14 protein-coding genes are annotated in these 19,653 nt (G+C 68.5%); 1 reads left to right on the forward strand and 13 read right to left on the reverse strand.

The features are described 5' to 3' along the window. Positions 1–62: 62 nt before the first annotated feature. From rpsJ to EXE42_RS10800, 6 genes are all read right to left on the reverse strand, one after another. Positions 63–371 carry a 30S ribosomal protein S10 gene (rpsJ, locus tag EXE42_RS10780; RefSeq protein ID WP_004048854.1) on the reverse strand — a complete coding sequence of 103 codons (309 nt, stop codon included), beginning with the start codon at positions 369–371 and terminating at the stop codon, positions 63–65. Between the two features lie 3 nt (positions 372–374). Continuing rightward, positions 375–1,640: a translation elongation factor EF-1 subunit alpha gene (tuf, locus tag EXE42_RS10785; protein WP_092920616.1), complete on the reverse strand. Its 1,266-nt coding sequence runs from the start codon at positions 1,638–1,640 to the stop codon at positions 375–377. Positions 1,641–1,814: 174 nt separating this feature from the next. Next, positions 1,815–2,822: a homoserine dehydrogenase gene (locus tag EXE42_RS10790; protein WP_137706501.1), complete on the reverse strand. Its 1,008-nt coding sequence runs from the start codon at positions 2,820–2,822 to the stop codon at positions 1,815–1,817. After that, positions 2,819–3,448 (reverse strand): amino acid-binding protein, encoded by a 630-nt coding sequence (locus tag EXE42_RS10795; protein ID WP_092920614.1) that lies wholly within the window; start codon positions 3,446–3,448, stop codon positions 2,819–2,821. Before EXE42_RS10795 ends, EXE42_RS10790 begins: the two co-directional genes overlap by 4 nt. Then, positions 3,445–3,585 carry a hypothetical protein gene (locus EXE42_RS18575; RefSeq protein ID WP_158293704.1) on the reverse strand — a complete coding sequence of 47 codons (141 nt, stop codon included), beginning with the start codon at positions 3,583–3,585 and terminating at the stop codon, positions 3,445–3,447. The genes EXE42_RS10795 and EXE42_RS18575 overlap by 4 nt, the downstream gene beginning before the upstream one ends. Positions 3,586–3,793: 208 nt before the next feature. After that, positions 3,794–5,983, reverse strand: a complete 2,190-nt coding sequence (locus EXE42_RS10800; protein WP_092920613.1) for an elongation factor EF-2 — start codon at positions 5,981–5,983, stop codon at positions 3,794–3,796. A gap of 262 nt (positions 5,984–6,245) precedes the next feature. Here EXE42_RS10800 and EXE42_RS10805 point away from each other — a divergent pair, with 262 nt between their 5' ends. Continuing rightward, positions 6,246–6,890, forward strand: a complete 645-nt coding sequence (locus EXE42_RS10805; RefSeq protein WP_137694776.1) for a bifunctional 4-hydroxy-2-oxoglutarate aldolase/2-dehydro-3-deoxy-phosphogluconate aldolase — start codon at positions 6,246–6,248, stop codon at positions 6,888–6,890. Between the two features lie 273 nt (positions 6,891–7,163). On the opposite strand, the gene polC is transcribed toward EXE42_RS10805, so the two are convergent. The 7 genes from polC to EXE42_RS10840 all read right to left on the reverse strand — a co-directional run bounded on the left by polC (position 7,164) and on the right by EXE42_RS10840 (position 19,633). Further along, a complete protein-coding gene (gene polC, locus EXE42_RS10810; protein WP_137706502.1) occupies positions 7,164–12,260 on the reverse strand; it encodes a DNA polymerase II large subunit in 5,097 nt (1,698 codons plus the stop codon). Positions 12,261–12,297: 37 nt separating this feature from the next. Then, on the reverse strand, positions 12,298–12,717 hold the full coding sequence (locus EXE42_RS10815; protein ID WP_017341912.1) for a PPC domain-containing DNA-binding protein: 420 nt from the start codon (positions 12,715–12,717) through the stop codon (positions 12,298–12,300). Positions 12,718–12,947: 230 nt separating this feature from the next. Beyond that, on the reverse strand, positions 12,948–13,337 hold the full coding sequence (locus EXE42_RS10820) for a NifU family protein (protein ID WP_007995326.1): 390 nt from the start codon (positions 13,335–13,337) through the stop codon (positions 12,948–12,950). 69 nt (positions 13,338–13,406) lie between these two features. After that, entirely contained in the window at positions 13,407–13,736 is a 330-nt protein-coding gene (locus EXE42_RS10825; protein ID WP_092920609.1) for a DUF5783 family protein, read from the reverse strand. Between the two features lie 314 nt (positions 13,737–14,050). Next, positions 14,051–16,180 (reverse strand): catalase/peroxidase HPI, encoded by a 2,130-nt coding sequence (gene katG / locus EXE42_RS10830; RefSeq protein WP_137706503.1) that lies wholly within the window; start codon positions 16,178–16,180, stop codon positions 14,051–14,053. Positions 16,181–16,535: 355 nt separating this feature from the next. After that, on the reverse strand, positions 16,536–17,963 hold the full coding sequence (lpdA, locus tag EXE42_RS10835) for a dihydrolipoyl dehydrogenase (RefSeq protein ID WP_137706504.1): 1,428 nt from the start codon (positions 17,961–17,963) through the stop codon (positions 16,536–16,538). After that, on the reverse strand, positions 17,963–19,633 hold the full coding sequence (locus EXE42_RS10840; RefSeq protein ID WP_137706505.1) for a dihydrolipoamide acetyltransferase family protein: 1,671 nt from the start codon (positions 19,631–19,633) through the stop codon (positions 17,963–17,965). Before EXE42_RS10840 ends, lpdA begins: the two co-directional genes overlap by 1 nt. Positions 19,634–19,653 lie beyond the last annotated feature (20 nt).

A 19,653-nucleotide genomic window follows, 5' to 3' on the forward strand; every position in this document is an offset into this window, starting at 1 on the left:
TCGGCGGCGCCGCCGCTGGACGGGACGAAAAAACGAGAGGGGAAAGAGAAACGCCCTAGCGCTCAGTCTTCGAGAACGATCTCGATGCTGACGTCGTTCGGCACTTGGACGCGCATGAGCTGGCGGAGCGCGCGCTCGTCGGCGTCAATGTCGATCAGCCGCTTGTGGACGCGCATCTCCCAGTGCTCCCACGTCGCCGTCCCCTCACCGTCCGGGGACTTGCGCGACGGGATCTCGAGCGTCTTCGTCGGCAGCGGGATCGGGCCCGACAGGGCGACTCCCGTCGAGTCCGCGATCTCGCGGACGTCGTCGCAGATGTCGTCGAGGTCCTCGGGGCTCGTGCCGGCGAGGCGGACGCGTGCCTGCTGCATCGATTATCGCTCGTTGACTTCGAGCACCTTGCCGGCCGCGATGGTCTGACCCATGTCGCGGATGGCGAAGCTGCCGAGTTCCGGAATCTCGCCGGACGGCTCGATGCTGAGCGGTTTCTGGGGACGCACGGTGACGACCGCGGCGTCGCCGGACTTGATGAAGTCCGGGTTCTCCTCGGCGACCTCGCCCGACGAGGGGTCGATCTTCTGGTCGATCGACTCGATCGTACAGGCGACCTGCGCCGTGTGGGCGTGGAAGACCGGCGTGTAGCCGGCCGTGATGACCGACGGGTGCTGCATGACGACGACCTGCGCCTTGAACGTCTCGGCGACGCTCGGCGGGTCGTCGGCGGGGCCGACGACGTCGCCGCGGCGGATGTCGTCTTTCCCGATACCGCGGACGTTGAACCCGACGTTGTCGCCGGGGCCGGCCTCGGGCACCTCCTCGTGGTGCATCTCGATCGTCTTCACCTCGCCGCCCACGTCGGACGGCTGGAAGGAAACGTTGTCGCCGGTGTTTAAGATTCCGGTCTCGACGCGTCCCACGGGGACGGTCCCGATGCCGGAGATGGTGTAGACGTCCTGAATGGGGAGACGCAGCGGCGCGTCCGTCGGCGGCTCGGTCTCCGGGAGGTCGTTGAGCGACTCCAGCAGGGTCGGGCCGTCGTACCACGGCGTGTTCTCGGACGCCTCGGCGACGTTGTCGCCCTCGAACGCCGAGATCGGCACGAACGTGGTGTCGTCGGTCGCGAAGCGGACCTGGTTGAGCAGGTCCTCGACCTCGCCGATGACCTCCTTGTAGGAGGACTCCTGGTAGTCGACCAGATCCATCTTGTTGACGCCGATGATGAGCTCGTTGATCCCGAGCGTGCGGGCCAGGAACACGTGCTCGCGGGTCTGGGGCGCGACGCCGTCGTCGGCCGCGACCACCAGCACCGCGTTGTCGGCCTGCGAGGCGCCCGTGATCATGTTCTTCACGAAGTCACGGTGGCCCGGGCAGTCGACGATGGTGAAGTAGTAGGTGTCCGTGTCGAACTCCTGGTGGGCGATGTCGATCGTGACGCCGCGCTCGCGCTCCTCGGCGAGGTTGTCCATCACGTAGGCGAACTCGAAGCCGCCCTTGCCCTTCTCTTCGGCTTCCTCGCGGTGCTGCTCGATTACGTGCTCGGGGACGCTCCCCGTCTCGAAGAGGAGGCGACCCACGAGCGTGCTCTTGCCGTGGTCGACGTGGCCGATAATGGCCAGGTTCTGGTGCGGTTTGTCACTCATGGGGTAATCACGCGCTAAGGCGCTCTGTGAGTAAGTTTCGGTAGATTCCACTAAAACGGTTTCGATACGGGCCACAGAGTATCGCGCCGCGGTCCGGCGATTCTCGACAACGCGGGGCACGACAGAACGACGCACGCCCCGGCTCGCGGTGGCGGAATCGGTACCCGGAGGGACCTACTCCAGTCGCCCCACGTCGCCGAGGACCGCGCTCGCGGTCTCCGGGCCGCCCGCGCCGCGGCCGGAGATGTTGAGCCGGCCGGCGTGGGAGGTCTCGATCTGGACGATGTTCTGCGTGCCGGAGACCGCGAGCGTCCCGTTCTCGGGGACGAGCCGCGGCGCGACCCGGACCGCCTCCCCGGTCGCCTCGCCGATCAGCCGCACCGTCCGGCCGTCCTCGGCGGCGAGCCGGAGCGCGGAGCCGGGCACGTCGCGGATCCCGGAGACGTCGGCGTCCTCGAGCGTGAACTCCCGGGCGTCGGTCGGGTCGTCGACCGCGCCGAAGGAGAGCACGTTCGCGAGGATGACGCACTTCAGCGCCGCGTCGGTGCCGTCCACGTCGAAGGAGGGGTCGGCCTCCGCGACGCCGAGGTCCTGTGCCTCCGCGAGCACGTGATCGTAATCGAGTCCCTCCGCCGCCATCCGCGTGAGGATGAAGTTCGCCGTCCCGTTGAGCACGCCCCGGACCGCGGTGACGTGGCCCGGCTCGATGTCCTCGACGGTCGACACCGCGGGGATCGCGCCGCCCACCGTCGCCTCGAAGCGGATCTCGCCGTCGCTGTCGTCGACGGCCCCCCGGAGGTCCCCGAACCGCTCCGCGACCGGTCCCTTGTTCGCGAGGACGGCGTGGCGGTCGCGCTCCAGGGCGGTCGTCACGTGCGAGAAGCCCGGCTCGGCGTCGCCGAGCGTCGTCGGCGTCGCCTCCACGAGGACATCGTAGTCGGCCGCGAGCGCGTCCGCGGGGTCGTCGTCCCCGACGATTCCCCGTTCCGCCTTCCGGGCCGCGACCGCGTCGGGGTCGACGCCGGCGCGTCCGTCCGAGCCCGGGCCGCCCGTGCCGCCCGTCCCGTCCGCGACGACCGCGCTCGACGAGTCCGCGACCGCGACGACCTCGTGGCCGTACTCGTCGGCCAGTTCGACGACGGAGCGCCCGACCGCCCCCGCACCGATAACCGCGAGTCTCACGCGTCCACCCCCGTGAGCGGCTCGACGACCCGAAGCTCTTTCTCGGTCGCCAGCTCGCGGACCGCCGAGAGCGCCGCCTCCGTCTCGCCCGCGCGAGCCTCGAGCCGGAGCCGCGCGCTCGACGCCTCCTCGGTGCCCTGCGGGGCCGCGAGCGACACGTCGGCGACCGACGCCGACTCGCAGGCCTCGATCCGCGAGAGCGTGTCGGAGAGGTCGGTGTCGATGAGGTGGCCGAACAGGAGCAGCGTCACCTCCTCCGCGTACCGCTCGGTGCCCGCCTGCATCACGTTCACGCCCTCGCTGCGGAGCGCGTCGACGATCTCCTCGAACCGCTCGGGGGTCGCCTCGAAGTCGACCTCGACCGGGATCCGCCCGCGGGGCGTCTTGTTCCCGCGCTCGTGGTAGATCGACAGGAGGTTCCCGCCGTTGTCCGCGATCGGGTGGAGCGCGGCGAGCAGCTGTCCGGGTTCGTCGACGAGCTCCAGCCGGACCGTGTGCGTCGAGGGCGTCGCCGCCGCGTGGCCGCCGTCCGGAGAGGGCGCGTCGCCGCCCTCGCCGTCGACTGGAGCGGCCGCGTCCTCCGCGTCGAGCGCGGCCTCCGGCGCCCCGTCGCGGCGGTCGCTCACGCCGTCACCTCCGGCGCGTCGCCGCGGTCGGCCCGGTCCGGGACGCGCGTTCGCGGACACGTTCCTGTCCCCGGCGTGGAGCGGTCGCTCGGTGGCTCCGTCGCGGTGCGCCGGGGTGGAGTCGTGCCCGTCTGCATACCCGAACGGAGTCGGACGATCGGGTATAAGCCTTCGGCGGGGGCAGGCGTTGCCTCTCTCTCGTCTGCCAACGCGGCGCACGGATTCGAGTGGGTAGGCGGTCGGTTCGGTCGATCCGCCGCTGTGGGAAGTCAGAGCCGAAGAAGGCGAGAGAATAACGGGAAAAGAGCGAGAGAAACGGCCGAAACCGCGGACCGCGCCGTCGACTTAGAAGTAGTCGATCGACTGCGGCAGTTCCAGCTTCATCCCCTTGCGCTCGCGGATCTCCATGATCTTCTCGCGCTGGAGGTTGTCGACGAGGACGCGGAAGCCCGCGTTCTCGGTGTTCCACGAGGCCCGACCCTCGGTGGCCGAACGGATGTCGGAGGAGAAGCCGATCATCTCCTCGACGGGCGCGATGCCCTCGACGACCATCAGGTCGCCCTCCTGGTACATGTCGTCGACGCGACCGCGGCGGCCCTGGATCTCGCCGGACGCGGCGCCCATGTGCTCCGAGGGGACGTCGATGCGGACGTCCTGGATCGGCTCCAGCAGGCGGACCTCGCCGTCGATCAACGCGCGGTGGACCGCGTCGCGGACCGCCGGGATGACCTGCGCGGGCCCGCGGTGGATGGTGTCCTCGTGGAGCTTCGCGTCGTGGAGGCGGAACAGCGACCCCTGGACCGGCTCGGCGGCCAGCGGACCGTCGTCGAGCGCTTCCTGAAGCCCCTCCAAGACGAGCTCCATCGTCTCGTTGAGGTGCTGGATCCCCTTCGTGTCGTCGATGAGGATGTTGGTCCGGTGAATGTCCTCGACGTTCTGCGAGGTGTCCTTGTCCATGCCGGCCTCCTGCAGCGCCTCGCGGCGCTCCAGTTCGGGCATGTCCATCGAGACCTCGCCGAGCTGGATGGCGTCGACGATGTCCTGGTCCATCGGCTCGACGGTGAGGTAGAACTTGTTGTGGCGGTTCGGGGACTGCCCCTCGACCTCGCGGGAGGCCTCCTGGGGCTGTTCGCGGAACACGACGATCGGTTCGCCGGTGATGACCGGGATGCCCTGATTGTCGCGGATCCGCTGGGTGATCACTTCGAGGTGGAGCTCGCCCTGGCCGCTGATGAGGTGCTCGCCGGTGTCCTCGTTGATCTCGATCTGGATCGTCGGGTCCTCCTTGGCGACCTGTTGGAGCGTCTCGATGAGCTTCGGCAGGTCGTCCATGTTCTGGGCCTCGACGGACTTCGTGATGACCGGCTCGGAGATGTGCTCGATCGACTCGAACGGCGTCATCTCCACGGAGGAGACGGTGGAGCCGGCGATGGCGTCGCGGAGGCCGGTGACCGACGCGATGTTCCCCGCCGGGACGCGGTCCACCTCCTCGCGTTCCGATCCCATGAAGAGCCCGACGCTCTGGATGCGGTTCTTGCCGGCGGTCCCGGAGACGTACAGCTCCTGGCCCTTCTCTAAGGTCCCGGAGAAGACGCGGCCCGTCGCGATCTCGCCCGCGTGCGGGTCCATGGAGATGTCGGTGACCATGAAGACGACCTCGCCGTCCTCGTTGACCATCCGCATCGTGTCGGCCAGCTCGCTCTCCGGGTCACCGCGCCAGATGCGCGGGACACGACGAGGCTGCGCGTCGACCGGGTTCGGGAAGTGCTCGCAGACCATGTCGAGCACGACGTCCGACAGCGGCGTGCGCTCGTGGAGCTCCTGCCGCTCGTCGTTCTGCTCGAGCTCCATGATGTCCGCGAAGTCCATGCCGGTCCGCTGCATCGAGGGCATCGAGACGCCCCACTTGTACAGCGCGGAGCCGAACCCGACCGTCCCGTCCTCGACGGAGACGGTCCAGTCCTCGGGGATGTCGTCCATGTTCTCGGCCATCCCGCGGATGAGCTCGTTGACGTCGGCGATGACGGAGAGGAGCCGCTCTTGCATCTCCTGTGGCCCCTCCTGAAGCTCCGAGATGAGGCGGTCGACCTTGTTGATGAACAGCGTCGGCTTCACGCCCTCGCGGAGCGCCTGCCGGAGCACCGTCTCCGTCTGGGGCATCGCGCCCTCGACGGCGTCGACGACCACCAGCGCGCCGTCGACCGCGCGCATCGCACGGGTGACGTCGCCCCCGAAGTCCACGTGGCCCGGGGTGTCGATGAGGTTGATGAGGTGGTTGGTGTCCTCGTACTCGTGGGTCATCGAGACGTTCGCCGCGTCGATGGTAATCCCCCGCTCCTGCTCGTCCTCCTTCGTGTCCATCGCGAGCTGCTCGCCCGCGGTGTCCTGGGAGATCATGCCGGCGCCGGCCAGCAGGTTGTCGGAGAGCGTCGTCTTCCCGTGGTCGACGTGGGCGGCGATGGCGATGTTCCGGATGTTCTCCGGGGAGTCCATCAGCCGCTCACATTCCTGAACGATCTTCTTGCGTCGGCCCATTATACCGTGTGTTACCGAAAGGAGGGTCAAAAGGGTAGTGTTTCGTCGCAGCCGTTTCGCCGGGGATCACCCCCCGATCCCCGCCGATTTCGTGTCGACGGGTGTCACGGGATCGTATTGACGGGTGTCACGGAATCGTGTCGACGGGTGTCACGGGACGACCGGTCGAACGGTCGGTCCCGCGGTCGACGCCGCCCGCGCTCACCGGGAGCGTTCGCGAGCATCGGCGCGGTTTTAAGTACCGACTCGGGAAACGGGGGGTATGAACGAGACGCTCTCACGGCTCGTCGACAGCGGGGTCGTCGCGGTGCTGCGCGGGGTCGAGGCCGACCAGCTCATCGGGATCACGGAGGCGCTGTACGAGGGCGGGGTCACCGCCGTCGAGATCACCGCCGACACGCCGGACGTCGCGGAGAAGCTCGGCGCGGTCGCGGGCTCCTTCGACGACGAGGTCGTCGTCGGCACGGGGACGGTCCTCGACAGCGAGACGGCGAGGACGACCCTGATGGCGGGCGCGGAGTTCGTCGTCTCCCCGAGCCTCCACGAGGACGTGATCGAGACGTGTAACCGCTACGGCGCCGTCAGCGCGCCCGGCGTGATGACGCCGACCGAGGCGATCCGCGGCTACGAGGCCGGCGCCGACTTCGTGAAGGTGTTCCCCGCGAAGACCGTCGGTCCGGACCACCTCGGCGCGATGAAGGGCCCGCTCGGGCAGATCCCGATGATGCCGACCGGCGGCGTGAGCCCCGACAACGCGGCCGACTACGTTGAGGCGGGCGCGTTCGCGGTCGGCGCGGGCGGCGCGCTCGTCGACTACGACGCCGCCGAACGCGGCGACTACGAGGCCATCACCGAGACCGCCCGCGAGTTCACGCGCGTGGTCGAGGACGCACGCGACGACGACTGAGGGGGCGAGCGCCGCCGCGACGGGTCTCGAACTTTAACGGTCTGACAGACCATGCCGAACGGATAACCGTGCGAGAGCGTAACAACCGACCGGCTTCCAGCCCGCCGACGAGAGGCACACCCGTCTGGAAGTCACCCTGAGAACGTTGTCGGAACCCAACCACCGGCCACTCCCCGTGACCTCCCGTGACAAGGAGACCCACCCCGTCGCCGCGGTCTCCCTGCCGTAGCCCCCTGCCGCGGCGACACGGGGACCGGCCCGCGGCCGCGGTCGTCACATGAAGTCGGCGATGCCGGACTGCTTGTTCGTGTCGTCTTCGAATATCGACTCCAGCGACCCTTCTAACACCTTCAGCCGCTGTTTCGTGTAGGGCCGGCAGTCGAACCGCTCCGCCACCTCGATGGCGGTGTCGACGTACTTGCTCACCGACCCCTCGTGGACCGTGAGGTTGACCCGGCCGCCGCACTCGCGGCACTCGCCCGTCAGCGGCATCCGGCGGTACTTCTCACCGCAGTCGAGACAGCGCGTCTCCTGGCGCGAGAACGCCCGGAGGTTGCCGATGATGTCCGGCAGGAAGTGGTACTCGATCACGCGCTCGGCCACGTCCGTCTCGTCGACCGCGCGCAGCTTCCGCGCCAGCTCCAGCTGCGCGTCCATCTTCTCCATCATGTCGCCGAGCGTCTTGTACGCCGACAGGTCCGGCCCCATCGCGATGTCCGTCGTGTCGTGGGTGTGGTCGAACCCGTGGTACTCGTCGTCGGTGCCGAGCGTGTCCTCCCCGATCTGGATCAGCTCCTCGACTTCCTCCGGGTCGGCCAGCTCCCGCGACGCCTCGTACAGCTCCAGCGGGTACTCCCGCACGATGTCAACGTTGTGCGCCTCGTCGTCGATCTCCGAGGGGTCGATCCGAGAGGACATCACTAAGGGTGCATCCATGCGCCCGCCGCGCTGGTCCGGCAGAAATTCTTTCGAGAAGTTGAGAAGTCCGTCCATGAGAAGCATCACACAGTCCTCGTCGCCGTCACACTGATCGACCGACAGATCGTTCGCGACGAGAGAGTGCGTGTCCTCGACGGTGAGGCAGTAGACGTGCTCAACGTCGCTCTCGACGACCTCCACTTCGTCGACGTTCTCGACAAGGTATTCTCCGGATCCGCCGTCCGACACCTTCGGTGCGTACGGCTCGACGGACGAGACGTTCCCCATCAGCCGATCGCGCTTCCGAGAGAGGTGGAAGCCGGCAATTTCAGAGAACCGAACGGCATCGTGTGACGAGACACTAAGGACGTACGTCTGCGCGGTCATCCGCGGATCGCTCTCGTCGTAGAACTCGGGAAACTTATCATGGAGTTGGACCCTCTTCGGTCGGTCGACAGTCGCGTGAATGTCGAGCCGCCGCAGGAGACCGATCAAGTCCTCTCGAAGCTCCTCGCTCACCGTCGTCGCGGTGATTCGGAGCGATCCGTCATCCACGCTGCCGTCGCCGCTGAAGTAGCCACTCAGATACGCTCCGACGATCTCATCGGGTGCACCGAAGATCCGATCAGGGACTCGCTTCGTGTGTGCGTACACACCGGAGTCGAGCACCGAGTCGAAGAACGCACGCAACAGGCGACCGGAGACGGTCACTTTGGCGTGATTCTCTTCGTACGGGTCGACCCCGAACTCCTCTCGCAAAACGTTGAGGAAGAACTCCCTCGCCTCCGTTTCCGTCCCGCAGATCGTCGTCTGGTGGATCGTCCCCTTCGGCGTCTCCTGTTCGCGGGCGAACCCTTCCGCCGCGTAGTAGCCGAGTAGCGTCGCGACGCGCTCGTTGAGATCGACGAACCGATCGATCTCCGTGCGATCGCGTTTCATTCCGAGGGTGACATCGTCCGGAACGAACGCGAGCATCTCGTCGAGCGAGGAGAAACACTGCTGAAGATACGAGACAGGGAAGCTCTCCCGGTATAGGTAGTTACTCAGCGTCTTTTTGTTCGTCTCGAACACTTCGGTCATGCTCTGGAGGGGATAGAACCGCCCGTCCCAGTCATCCGCGAAAGCGTCCTCGAAGAGATCGTACAGCCGGTCTTTGTCCAGCCCCTTGATCATGAGGCGGTCGGTCGGAACCGCGTCAGACCGGACAAACTCGGCGAGGAGGTCGAACCGCTGCGGGTCCCGACTGATGTCGTCGGACCCGATCGAGTCGGGGATCACCAGCCTGTCGTTCGCGTCGAGTTCTCGCGCCTCTCTGCTGGCGACCTCGTCCCGTTCGTCGTCGTACACGTGAACCCCGTGGTCTGGAGTGACGGTTATCGATCGACCTGACTCGGTACGAACCCGCACGAGGTGGTTCGGTGCGTCGTGCTTGCTGACTGCCTCTACCGAACGAGAGACGCGATCGCCATCCGCGGTCAACGACGGAACGCGCAGGTCACCGTCGACGTCTTCTAATTTGCCGACAGCCGTTCCGAAGTCGTCGAACTCGACGTCGGACCGATCGAGGTACGTCTCGACGAACGCCTCGATTTCGTCGTATCGTAGCTGACCGGTCTCGTCCTCGTACCAGATCTTCGTCTCCGGATGGAAGCAGTTCCGACGTTTCGCGGCGTGAAAGTACGGATGCGCGTATCCGACCGCGGCCGAGGTGAAACCTACCACTCTCCCGACAGTCGCCGCGCTCGTGTGGGGCGCCATCCCGAAGACGAGCTCGCCGACGAGGTCGTCGCGCTCGTTCACCTCGTAGAAGCGGTCGAGCCCGTAGAACTGTTCGAGCAGGTCGTCGACGAAGTCGGCGGTCTTCAGCATGTGCTCGGCCGCGCCGTCCGAGAGGACGATGTCCTGGACCCGGAGCTCGACCACCTGGTCGTCGTGGCGCAGCGGCTCGCCGTCGATATCGGTCTCGTACCCCAGCTCGCGGAAGTGGTCCGCGGTGACGTCGAGCTCCGCGGGCTTGACCGCGGTGACCGGGAGGTCGGTCATGTCGTACCGGACCGTGCCGTCCTTGAACGAGGTGACGCCGTTCTTCGCGCGGAGGACGCCCTTCTCGATCGGCTCGGGCGTCTTGTTCCGCGAGGTGAGCCCCTGGACCCCCTTGAGGATCTCGAAGGCGGACTCGCGCTCGCCGACGTTCTCGAGGGCGGAGCGGTACGCGTCGTTGACGTCGACCTCCCGGCGGGTCGCCGCCGTCACCTCCCACTCGCAGCGCGGGCACTCGACGCGGCCGGCCTCGTCGGGCTCGCAGACGGTGCCGCAGTCGCCGCACTCGTAGTACGGCTCGGTGTGCGTTTCGCAGTCGGGACAGAGGGCGGCGTAGGTGTGCTCGCCGCAGTCGGGGCAGACGCGGTCGGACACCTCGAGCTCGTGTCGCCCCCGGTGGCCGGTGTCGTCCATGACGTTCGCGGCCTCGGCGACGTCGCGCTGGGGACCGCCCGCCTCGTTGATCGGGAACAGAGTGTGAACCGCGGGAGACAGATCGCGGCTCTCCGACTTCTCCGGCCGACCCATCCGGTTGCCGACTCTGGTGGGGGCGCGCTCGCGGACCTCGAAGGGGGCGACCTCGTTGACCGCGCGGATCGCGTTCTCGCCGTCGGCGTAGCCGCGGGCCGCCGCCGAGAGGTCCCCCTCGTCCCACTCTTTCCGGAGCCCGTCGTCGACCCCGAGCGACCGCGCGAGCGGCCGCCACGTCGGGATCCGGAGCGCGTCCGGCGTCGCCGCGTGTTCGACCAGCAGCGACTCCAGCGCGTCCTGAACCGGGTCGGTGCGCTCGACCGCGAGGACGCCCTCGACCACGTCGCCCGCGGCGACCGCGTCCGCGAGCGTCGCGAACGCCGCGACCGAGACGTCGTGCCAGAGGTACGTGTACTCGGGGTGGAGGGGACAGTCGTACTCGCGCGCCCACGAGAGCGCCTCCTCGACGGCGGGGCGTTCGAGGTCGACGTGGGGGTCGTCCCCCATGGCCTGTACGTCCGCGCCGGCCGCCTCGAACTCCTGAACCCACCACTCGGGGGCGTACGACGCGGGCGCGAGCGGGTGGTTGTTCTCGACGAACTCCCCGTAGTTGACGAGGTACTCACCCAGGTCGAGCACCTCCTCGATCCCGTTGCGGACCGCCTTCGCCTCTTCGGGGTCGTCGATCCGGCGGACCTCACCGTTCGCGAGGCGGACCGTCGGTCCCTCGATGGAATCGACGGGGACGACGCCGTGGGCCTTGCCCGGCCGCTCCGTCTTGATCTGCGTGCCGGCCGCGAGGAAGTCGTCGACGATGTGCATCGTCGCGGGGTGGACGCCGCCGGTCGCGAACCCGTGGTTTCGCGCGCGACCGTACCGGAGCCGGAACCCGCCCGCCTCGCTCGGGTGCGTGAACACGGGCCGACCCGCGATAAGGTCTCGGAGGAACTTCTGGGAGGGCTCTGCCCGGAGCGGTCCCTCGGGCTCGGCGTCGGTCCCGGACTCGCCCTCCACTCCGTCCGATTCGCCGTCGCCTCCTTCGGCGTCGTCTCCGTCAGCCGCTTCGGCCTCCGCGGCGTCCCCGTCGCCCGCGCCGTCCGTCCCGATCGTCCCGTCGATCAGGTCCTGGAGCCACGGCCAGTCGACCTCCTCGAGGTCGCGGGTGTACCGCTGGATCTTCGGGGCCTTCAGCGCGATCCCCTCGGCGGCGACGAGGCACATTCCGCCGCGGGCAGAGTTGGTGTCGACGCGTTCGAGGTCGCGGAACCCCGAGACCTCCTCGTCGCTCGTCGCCTCCCCGTCGAGCATGACCGGGATGTGCTCCGCGATGAACTTCGACTCCTTGTCCTTCGGCGTGTACTGGAGCCCGGTGTCCTTGTCGTAGAGGGCGATCTCCTCGGCGTAGCGCTCGACCTCGACATCGCGGGGCTTGTACTCGTCGACGTCGAGCAGGGACCGGGCGTAGTCGGCAACGAGCACGGACAGCGCCTGGGCGGTCCCGCCCGCCGAGCGGATCGGGCCGGCGTAGTAGACGTTGACGAACTCGGTTCCGTCGTCGTTCTCCAGCAGTTCGACGCGGTCGATCCCCTCGATCGGCGCGGCGACGACGCCCTCGGTGAGCAGCGCGACGGCGGTCCGGACCGCCCCCTCGATCTTCCCCTCCCGGGAGTCGTAGTCGCCCACGTTGCCGTCGACGAAGTCGGTGACGAGTTCCAGCGCCGCCTCCTCGCGGGACATCTCCCCCTCCAGGTCGCGGACGCGTTCCGCGACGCCGTCGATGCCGAGGATGTTCTCGACGCGGTCGGCCATGTCGCGGGCGACCGGGATCTCGATCTCGGGCTCCGGGTCCCGGCCCTGCTCTTTGGCCGCCTCCGCGACGTCCCACGCCTCGTCGAGGCGCTCTTCGATCCGCGCGAAGTAGCGCTCGTCGTCCGGTCTCATCGGGCCTCGGTGGGGGCCGCGCGACGCGGTCGGCGGGTCACAGCCACAGGTCCAGGTCCGTGGCCTCGTCGTGGGAGCGCTCCAGCGGCTCGGCGAACGCGCGCAGGTGACACTCGCCGGCCCAGACGGTCGCCGAGTCGAGGTGGCCCGCGAGCGCCTGCCCGCTCGGCCGCGAGAGCACGACGTGGGTGTGCGCGAACACGTCGCCCTCCAAAAGCGAGACGTTGCCCACGCAGGCGGCCACCTCCAGCGGCTCGTCGAACGTCACCGAGCGGTACTCGGTCTCCTCCTGGTCGTAGAACCAGACGTCCGCGTCCTGGACCGCGCCGAGCGCCGTGAACCAGCCGGCCTCGACGTCCTCCTCGCGGGCGAGGCTCTCGATCTCCTCGCGCCAGTCGGCGCCCGTCTCGAACCGCGCGACGTACTCCGCCGTGGGTTCGACCTCGCGATGGTACATAGCAACTCCCCACGGCTGCCGGGGAGAAAAAGGCTTCAGTCGCCTCGACCGAGCCCGGCGATCCGAATTCGGTATAGCGATATACAGTTCAATCAGCGCTAGCGGGGAGTCACAAGAGGAACCACGAAAGAGTCGTTACGACGCGGGTGACCCGCGAACACGGTCGCCTATCGACGAACGGCGATGCGACTCGCGGAACGAGAGAGGAGAAGGTCGCGGTTCGAACCGACTTAGAACGGAGCCTGGGGGCCTTCGTCGTCGCCGCCGTCGTCGTCGGTCGTCTCGCCGGGGAAGGAGGGGGACATCCCGCCGCCGCTGCTGGTGCCGCCGAGGTCCCCGTCGGCGCCGGCGGCCGCGCCGGTGTCGGCGTGGACCGTCTCGATCTCGGGGATCTCCTTGACCATCCGGGACTTGATCGCCTGGATCGTCATCGGGGAGATACCGCAGCCGGAACAGGCGCCGCCGAGCTGGACCGTCACCTCGCCCTTCTCGCGGTCGAGGTGGGCGATGGCGGCGCTCCCGCCGTGCATCTGGATCTGCGGGAAGTTGCGCCGCAGGAAGTTCGTGATCCGCTCGCGGAGTTCGTTTTCCGCGTCAGCCGCGTCGGTGTCCGTGCTCATGCCCGCGAGTTGGCGGGCGGCGGGCTTATGCCTTTGGTTCGGGCGGATACGGGCCGCGACGTCGCCCCGTCACTCCGGGCGATCGACACCGAGGGTGCGGTACAGCTCGGACTCGATCCGCTCGACGTACTCGTCGAGCGTCTCCTCGAACGTCTCGTCGTCGACCGCGACGGCGCCGCGGATGCGCTCGCGGGGGTTCTCCGGAAGTTCGACGCGGAACTCGCCGTCCTCGTAGAACGGTTCCGACTCGTTGAGCACGGTCTGATCGATGCCGTGGATCAGCTCCGAGTCGTACCGGTCGTTCATCTGCTCGAAGGCGTTCTTGTACGCCCGCTGGAGCTCGTTGAAGTAGTGCGCGTACTTGTCCTCGAACTTCTCCGGGTCGAACTCGTCGGCCATGTCGCGAGCGAGGGTCCGGCGGGAAAAAAGCCGGTCGATCGCCGCCGAGACCGCGGATCGGACGGGAAAGACGAACGTTCGGTCAGCCGGGGAGTCCGAGCTGAACTGGCGTGGTAAATCTCATGTTGCGATATAGAATCTGTCGCTCGCGGCGATAGCCGGTACTCCGGCGTCGCGCTACAGGCCGGACGCTAGGCAGCGCTGACGGACCGGGAGACGTCCCTGAGCGACCAGCGACAGACGGGTGACGAACGGACGGCCACGGGAATCGGTCCCGAGCGACACAAAAAGAAAACCGACCGCGGCGACGACCGTCAGTCGAGGTCGAAGCGGTCGAGCGTCATGACCTCGCTCCAGACCGCAGCGAAGTCCTCGACGAACTTCTCCTCGTCGCTGGCGTACACGTCCGCGATGGTGCGGAGCCGCGCGTTCGACCCGAAGACGAGGTCGGCGCGCGTCGCCTCCCACGCGACCTCGCCGGTGTCGCGGTCGCGGACCTCGTAGAGGTCCTCGGCGTCGGTGACCTCGTCCCACTCGTACTCCATGTCGAGCAGGTTGGCGAAGAAGTCGTTCGTCAGCGTCCCGGGCTCGTCCGTGAACGCCGTGCGGTCGCCGTAGGTCGCGCCGAGCGCGCGCAGGCCGCCCGCCAGCACGGTCATCTCGCTGGCGGTCAGGTTCAGCAGGTCCGCCTTGTCGACCATCAGGTCCTCGACGTCCTCGTCGGTGTCACCGAGGTAGTTGCGGAACCCGTCGGCCTTCGGTTTGAGCGCCTCGAAGGAGTCGACGTCCGTCTGCTCGGCGGTCGCGTCGACGCGGCCGGGCGCGAACGGCACTTCGACGTCGTGGCCCGCGTCGGCCGCGGCCTGCTCGACGGCCGCGGTCCCGCCCAGCACGATGAGGTCGGCGAGCGAGACGCGGACGTCGTCGGCGCGCGACTCGTTGAACTCGGACTGGATCGCTTCGAGCGTCGAGAGGACGTCGGCGAGCTGCTCGGGCTCGTTGGCCTCCCAGCTCCGCTGGGGTTCGAGGCGGATCCGGGCGCCGTTGGCGCCGCCGCGCTTGTCGCTGTCGCGGTAGGTGGACGCCGCCGCCCACGCGGTCTCGACGAGCTCGCCGGTCGACAGCTCGGAGTCGAGGAGCGCCCCTTTGAGATCGGCGGCTTCCGCGTCGCCGATCGTCTCGTAGTCGGCCTCCGGCAGGGGATCCTGCCAGATCATCGTCTCCTCCGGGACCTCGGGGCCGAGGAAGCGCTCCGGCGGGCCCATGTCGCGGTGGATGAGCTTGTACCACGCCTTCGCGAACGTCTGCTGGAACTCGTCGGGATCGTCGCGGAACTCCTCTAAGACGGCCCGGAAGTCGTCATCGTGCTTCAGGGCGATGTCCGTCGTGAGCATCATGACGTCCTCCTTGTCGGAGGGGTCCGCGACGCCGGGCGCGGCGTCGTCGAGCTCGTCGTTCTTCGTGGTCCACTGCCACGCGCCGCCGGGGCCCTTCTCCGGCTCCCAGTCGTAGGTGAGCAGGTTGTTGACGTAGCTTATGTCCCAGACGGTCGGGGTGGCGTTCCACGGCCCCTCGATACCGCTGGTGATCGCGTCGGGGCCTTTCCCCTCGCCGAACTCGTTGTCCCAGCCGAGGCCCTGGAGGTCGATAGGGGCGTCCTCGGGTTCGGGACCGAGGTTGTCGCCGTCGTCGGCGCCGTGGACCTTCCCGAACGTGTGGCCGCCGGCGATGAGCGCGACGGTCTCCTTGTCGTTCATCGCCATGCGGCTGAACGACTGGCGGATGTTCTTCGCGGAGCCCTCGAGGTCCGGCTCGCCGTTCGGCCCCTCGGGGTTGACGTAGATGAGGCCCATCACGGTGTTGCCGAGCGGCGCCTTGAGGTCGCCGTTCTCGTCGAAGCGGTCGGGGGAGGTCGTCTCGAACTCGCTTTCGGGCCCCCAGTCGACCGAGTCGTCGCCCCGGAAGTCGTCCTCGCGGCCGCCCGCGAAGCCGAACGTCTCGAAGCCCATCGACTCGAGGGCGACGTTGCCGGCGAGCACGATGAGGTCCGCCCACGAGAGCTTGCTCCCGTACTTCGTCTTGACCGGCTCCAGCAGCCGCCGGGCCTTGTCGAGGTTCACGTTGTCCGGCCAGCTGCTGATCGGGGGAAGTCGCTGGTGTCCGCCGGCCGCACCGCCGCGCCCGTCGAGCGAGCGGTACGTGCCGGCGCTGTGCCACGCCATCCGGATGAACAGCGGACCGTAGTGCCCGTAGTCGGCGGGCCACCACTCCTTCGAGTCGGTCATCACGTCCTCGAGGTCGGACTTGACCGCCTCGAGGTCGAGCTCCTCGAACGCCGCCGCGTAGTCGAACTCCTCGTCGTACGGACCGATGTCGGCGGAGTTCTGGTCGAGCAGCTCCAGATCCAACTGATCCGGCCACCACTCTTGGGTGTTACTAGCCATCAAGAAATGGTCGCCCCTCGTCGCAGATAATATTGTCTACTTCGAGAAGAGAATCATCGTTATAACAGAGAGTTTCTATCGAAATAATGAAGTTCTATTTGTGGATCCGCGAAGTCGACAACAGGGACCGCAGCGGCGCTCCGAGAGGTTTACCGCACGGTAAGTGTCCCCTGCCGGCGGCGACGAGTCGTCTTTTCGACAGTTCGACCGTCGTGAGTGAGAGTCACATTCAGGGACTCGGCGGCGCATCGCTTCGCTTCGTCGCGGGACCTCGGCAGGAGGAAGATCGCGGCCGCACGGAACACGGAGGGGTCGAGCGCGCTAAGCGGTTCAGCCACGGAAGGGTCGAGCGCGGTCAGCGGTTCAGCGTGTGTATGGCCTGTCCGCGCGCGTTCTCGGCGGCCTCCATCACGGCCTCCGCGAGCGTCGGGTGGGTGTGGACGGTGGCGGCCACGTCCTCGAGCGTCGCGCCCATCTCGATCGCGAGCGCGACCTCGGCGATCAGCTCCGACGCCTCGGGGCCGACGATCTGCGCGCCGAGCACGAATCCGGCCTCCTCGTCGGCGACGATCCGGACGAACCCCTCGGTGTGGCCGGTCGTCATCGCCCGCCCGGAGGCGTTGAACGGCATCTGCCCGACGACGGGGTCGAATCCGGCGTCCTCGGCGTCGGCCTCGGTCATCCCGACCGTGCCGATCTCGGGGTCCGTGAACACCGCGGCCGGAACGGCCTGCCGGTCGAGTGCGGCCGGTTCGCCCGCGATCACCTCGGCGGCGACGATCCCCTCGTTCGAGGCCGCGTGCGCGAGCATCGGATCGCCCGCGACGTCACCGACGGCATGAATGTGTTCGACCGCCGTGCGGGTGCGGTCGTCCGTCTCGACGAAGCCGCGGTCGTCCGTCTCGATCCCGGCCACACCCGGGTCGAGCCCGTCGGTAACGGGCTGGCGGCCGACCGCGACGAGGATCCTGTCGACGCCGTACGTCGACTCATCTCCCGCCTCCGTCTCCGTGTGGAGCAGGTAGCCGCCGTCCGGCGCCTCCGACCACTCGCTCGCGCCCTCGCCGAAGTGGAACTCGACGCCCAGCTCCTCGGCGCGCTTGCGGACGATCCGCTTCACGTCGTCCTCGTAGGGGTCGAGGATGTCGTCGAGCATCTCGACGACCGTCACGTCGGCGCCGAGCTTCGCGTAGGTGGTCGCCAGCTCCATCCCGATGTAGCCGCCGCCGACGACCCCGAGCCGGTCCGGAACGGTCTCGGCGTCGAGCGCCTCGGCGGAGCTCCAGACGTGGTCCTCGGCGAAGTCGAAGCCGGGGATCTGGACCGGCCGCGAGCCGGTCGCGACGACCGCGTGTTCGAACGAGAGCGTCTCGGAGCCCTGCCCCTCGCCGCCGTGTGCGACGCGGACGGTGTTCTCGCCGGTGAACGAGGCGGTCCCGGCGACCAGGTTCACGCCGTTCGCCTTACAGAGCTTCTCGACGCCGCTCGTCAGCCCGTCGACGACGCCGTCTTTCCACTCGACCATCTTTCCCATGTCGACGGCGGGGTCCGCGTGGACGCCCATGAACTCCGCGTTGCCCGCCTCGTGGGCGAGCCCGCTGCCGGTGATCAGCGCCTTCGAGGGGATACAGCCGCGGTTGAGACAGGCGCCCCCGTAGGCGTCCTTCTCGACCAGCGTCGTGTCGAGCCCCTTCTGTGCGGCGCGGATGGCGGCGACGTAGCCGCCCGGCCCCGCGCCGATGACCAGTACCTCCGTTCCCGTGGTGACGTCTCCGACGACCATTATTCGGTGAGTAGCAACAGCGGGTGTTCAAGCTGTTCCATGACGGTGTTCGCGAACTCGGCCGCGATCGCGCCGTCGACGACCCGGTGGTCGATCGACAGCGAGAGCGGCAGCGTCGGCGCGGGGACGACCTCACTGTCCCCGTCGGCCCCCTCGCGCACGACGGGGCGCTCCTCGATGGCGCCGAGCCCCAAGATCGCGGTCTCGGGGTAGTTGATGATCGGCGTGGCGTACTCGCCGCCGATGGCGCCGAAGTTGGTGATGGTGAACGTGCCGTCCTTCATTTCGTCGGGCTTCAGCTTCCGCTCGCGGGCGCGGGCGGCGAGGTCGTTCACCTCGTCGGCCAGCTCGAAGAGCCCCTTCTCGTCGACGTCGTCGACGACGGGGACCATCAGGCCGGCGTCGGTCGCGACCGCGATCCCGAGGTTGTACTCGCGCTTCAACACGATCTCCTCCTCGTCCTCGCGGAGCTCGCTGTTGAGGTACGGATGCGCCTTCAGCCCGGCGACGATGGCCTTCATCACGAACGGCATGTAGGTGAGCTTCACGCCCCTCGCCTCGGCCTTCGGCTTCAGCTCCTCGCGGGCCTCCACGAGCGCGTCGACCTCGGCGGTGTCGTGGTGGGTGACGTGCGGCGCCGTGAACTTCGACCGTTCCATCTGCTTCCCGATAGTGCGCCTGACGCCGCGGTAAGGGACCGTCTCGTCGCCGTCGCGCTCGGTCGACGCGGTCCCCGAGGCGGCGGCCGCATCCGTCGCGGCGGGCTCCGGGGTCGCCTCCGCGTCGGCCGGCTCCGCGTCGACCGGTTCCGGCTCCGCCGTCGGCTCTGCCGGCGACTCCAGCGCGTCCGCGTAGGCGTTCACGGCCTCGGCCGTGACGAACGCCTCGCCGTCGCGGGTCTCGTCGGTCGGCACGTCGTCGAGGTCCACGTCGCGCTCGCGCGCGACCTTCCGCGTCGCGGGCGTCGCGAGCGTCGTCTCACGGCCCGCCGGCTCGGGGGCATCGCCGCCAGCGCCGGCCGCGGAGTCGGCGGAGCCCCGCTTGCTGACCGCGGACTTCCGCTCGCCCGATCCGGTGTCGGTCGGCGCGGGCCGCGGCGTCGGCGCGTCGCCGTCGGAGCCCCCGCCGCTCGCGGCGGCCCCGCCCTCGGCGTGCGCCCGCACGTCGGCCTCGGTCACGCGACCGCCGGGACCGCTCCCGTCGACCGCGGCGACGTCGACGCCCAGCTCGCGGGCGAGCCGGCGGGCCGACGGCGGCGCGAAGGTTCGTCCGGAGGGCGTGTCAGGTTCGGACTCTGCGGCGGGTTCCGCGTCCGGGGCGGTGTCGCCCGCGCTCGCGTCCGCCTCGTCTGCGGTCGCGTCCGGCTCGGAATCGGACGCTGCGGCCGAGTCGGCGTCGTCGCTGGCGCCCGCCTCGGCATCGCCCTCCTCGTCCACGCGGAACGAGATGATCACGTCGCCGACGGGGACCATCTCCCCCTCCTCGACGAACAGCTCCTCGACGGTCCCGTCGTAGCTCGACGGCACCTCGACGAGCGCCTTGTCGGTCTCGACCTCGGCGACGGGCTGGTCCTCCTCGACGCGGTCGCCGGGCGCGACCAGCCACGAGACCAGTTCGCCCTCCGCGACGCCCTCGCCGACGTCGGGGAGCTTGAACTCCTTGATCGTCATCGATCGCCCTCCCCGACGGT

The organism is Halorubrum sp. SP3, from assembly GCF_005435195.1.
In the GTDB taxonomy this organism is placed as follows: domain Archaea; phylum Halobacteriota; class Halobacteria; order Halobacteriales; family Haloferacaceae; genus Halorubrum; species Halorubrum sodomense.

Excerpts from the sequence above, each read along its gene's own strand:
- rpsJ (WP_004048854.1), bottom strand. The coding sequence starts at position 371 with ATGCAGCAGGCACGCGTCCGCCTCGCCGGCACGAGCCCCGAGGACCTC.
- tuf (WP_092920616.1), bottom strand. The coding sequence starts at position 1,640 with ATGAGTGACAAACCGCACCAGAACCTGGCCATTATCGGCCACGTCGAC.
- EXE42_RS18575 (WP_158293704.1), bottom strand. The coding sequence starts at position 3,585 with ATGCAGACGGGCACGACTCCACCCCGGCGCACCGCGACGGAGCCACCG.
- EXE42_RS10800 (WP_092920613.1), bottom strand. The coding sequence starts at position 5,983 with ATGGGCCGACGCAAGAAGATCGTTCAGGAATGTGAGCGGCTGATGGAC.
- EXE42_RS10805 (WP_137694776.1), top strand. The coding sequence starts at position 6,246 with ATGAACGAGACGCTCTCACGGCTCGTCGACAGCGGGGTCGTCGCGGTG.
- polC (WP_137706502.1), bottom strand. The coding sequence starts at position 12,260 with ATGAGACCGGACGACGAGCGCTACTTCGCGCGGATCGAAGAGCGCCTC.
- EXE42_RS10815 (WP_017341912.1), bottom strand. The coding sequence starts at position 12,717 with ATGTACCATCGCGAGGTCGAACCCACGGCGGAGTACGTCGCGCGGTTC.
- EXE42_RS10820 (WP_007995326.1), bottom strand. The coding sequence starts at position 13,337 with ATGAGCACGGACACCGACGCGGCTGACGCGGAAAACGAACTCCGCGAG.
- EXE42_RS10825 (WP_092920609.1), bottom strand. The coding sequence starts at position 13,736 with ATGGCCGACGAGTTCGACCCGGAGAAGTTCGAGGACAAGTACGCGCAC.
- katG (WP_137706503.1), bottom strand. The coding sequence starts at position 16,180 with ATGGCTAGTAACACCCAAGAGTGGTGGCCGGATCAGTTGGATCTGGAG.
- lpdA (WP_137706504.1), bottom strand. The coding sequence starts at position 17,963 with ATGGTCGTCGGAGACGTCACCACGGGAACGGAGGTACTGGTCATCGGC.
- EXE42_RS10840 (WP_137706505.1), bottom strand. The coding sequence starts at position 19,633 with ATGACGATCAAGGAGTTCAAGCTCCCCGACGTCGGCGAGGGCGTCGCG.